2 protein-coding genes are annotated in these 2,140 nt (G+C 29.5%); both read right to left on the bottom strand.

Features of this window, described 5'->3' with window-relative positions; translation table 11 throughout:
* Positions 1–277: 277 nt before the first annotated feature.
* Complete coding sequence (locus VJ881_00785; protein ID HKL74575.1) at positions 278–703, bottom strand: TIGR03826 family flagellar region protein; 426 nt, start codon at positions 701–703, stop codon at positions 278–280.
* Positions 704–832: 129 nt separating this feature from the next.
* Entirely contained in the window at positions 833–1,549 is a 717-nt protein-coding gene (locus VJ881_00780; GenBank protein HKL74574.1) for a BsuPI-related putative proteinase inhibitor, read from the bottom strand.
* Positions 1,550–2,140: the final 591 nt, after the last annotated feature.

The following is a 2,140-nucleotide window of genomic DNA, read 5'->3' as shown; positions in this document are numbered from 1 at the left end:
TTTATCTCCTTTTTCCCCTTTTTCAGCCTTTTGATCCTGCTTTTGCTTATTATAAAGCTCGGCAATTTTATTAAGCTGAATATTATCTATCTTCATAGGTTCTCCCTCCTTAGAAAATCAATCTATTATATATATCGTAGAAAGGGACAAATCTTTAAACTTAAAGAATAGCTCTAAAATGGCCTTAAAACTCATCAGAGATAATTAAGTGCCTTATTCTAGTCTATACACCTTTTTTTATACAAAAAGAAAACGCCCATAACTGAGCGCTTTATAATTAATTATTATTTTTATTTTTATCTCTAAAATCAGAAGTATACATTCTTTCACTTTTATTATGTTTTTTCTTTTTCTTCTCTTTCTTTTTAGAATCACCACTAAAACCATCTACAAGTTCATTTTGACAGCTGGCACAAAAACGGCCATGAGATATTGGCTTACCACAACGCTCACATTCATGTTTCCAGTCTACATTTATACCTTCAGCAACCAATCTATCATCTTTTACAAATTTCATGATCGTATCTTTTTCTACACCTGTTTCTTCATGAACTTCCTGAATTTTAGCATTTGGATTATCCCAGAGGTATTCTTTTACCTTTTCAAAATCATTTTCTTCTTCTTTTTTGCATACCGGGCAGACCTTTTCACCTGTTTGAGGAGAAAAAAGTTTACCACATTTGACACAATTTTTTAACTTCATAACCTAAATCTGCCTCCTCTTATCAAAAATTAAATTTATTAGCATATTCGGAAAAATTACTAATAATAGTATAGCAAGAATTATTGCAAATATCAATATATCTACAAAAAATCCATCTAAAGAACAAATTTATTCTTCAACAGTTATTTTAATTTCCGGTAATTTTATTGGAGGCTGACTTGTAATCTCACCACTCAAATGATATTCCCCAGGGCCATCTATCCCATCCACTTTCACTTCATAACCAAGTTTATCACCAGCAGCTAACTTTTTATTTTGCATGGCCATTGTAAAAGCTTTACCCTTAGACCAGCGCCAGACCTCCTTATCACCTTTTTTGAGATAAAGGTCATATAATTGACCTGAGGAAAAGCTAAGATTAATATCATTTTCCGATAGATTATATACTTCTAGCCAGCTTTTAAAACTTTCTCCCATTTTGACAACTTCATTTTCCACTCGCAGACTGCCTATCATCTCTAACTCTTTTTCATTTAGCCTGCTCAAAAGTGGGTTGATTAAATCTAAATCAAGATAATTTTTACCGTTTTTTAGAATAGATCTTGCATCTGGATTAATAATAATCCCTTTAGTTATATCAAATTTAAATTCTCCATTTTCACCTGAAATAGTCACATGTTTTGTTCTGGAATTATAATCTAAATCCCAATTATATTTTGCTCCTAAATCTCTTAATTCCACAACTTTATTTCCTTCAATTTCTTTGACACTAATTGCCAACACACTATTATTTTTCATTGAATTTCCAACTCCAGTTGCCTCAGACTTTAAAGTTAATGAAAAAACAACCAGTAAAACTAAGGTTAATATAAATAATTTTTTCATTTTCTAATCCTCCTCTCATATTTAATCTAAAATATAAAATGACAAAAATCAGTGATGTTTACCATTTTTTATCTTAGATTATTCCTTCTATTTTATATATTCTTTAAATGGTTTTGAAAATCCTTTAATTTAAACAAAAGAAAACCTCTACTATTAATTCCAGGTAGAGGTTAAAAAAGGTCATCTTTATTAAGGTATTTTATTTTCATTTGTCCATCACATCTTTTCCCTTAAACAACTCTATCGCCAGATCCCGATTATCTCCTACTTTTTCTTTCACATCATCAAATTTATTAAAATATTGCTTTACCATTTCTATCCCTCCTTTCCAGTCATTTTTTAGTACATATTTTGATATTCGCTCATTTTTCTTTCTCTTATTAGATCTTCTTTACATTCTCTTCTAAGACTTTGGTTATCTATTGATAAAAATTCTTTTAGCTTTCTCATTTTGTCACCTCCTTAAAAATTTTAGTTTATTTAAATTAAAGTTCCAGTTTTGTACTCTTCAATTCTAAGTTGTTCTCTTAAATGTTCTTTTTCAGCTTTTCTGAAATTTGTGTCTTCTATTGAAAAGAAATCTTTTAATGT

It is taken from the genome of Halanaerobiales bacterium, from assembly GCA_035270125.1.
Taxonomy (GTDB): Bacteria; Bacillota; Halanaerobiia; order Halanaerobiales; family DATFIM01; genus DATFIM01.
The sequence above is the reverse complement of the archived record's forward strand: the minus strand, read 5'-3'. Positions and strand labels throughout refer to the sequence as shown.

Coding starts and splice junctions, on each gene's coding strand:
- VJ881_00780 (HKL74574.1), bottom strand. CDS start 1,549: ATGAAAAAATTATTTATATTAACCTTAGTTTTACTGGTTGTTTTTTCA.
- VJ881_00785 (HKL74575.1), bottom strand. CDS start 703: ATGAAGTTAAAAAATTGTGTCAAATGTGGTAAACTTTTTTCTCCTCAA.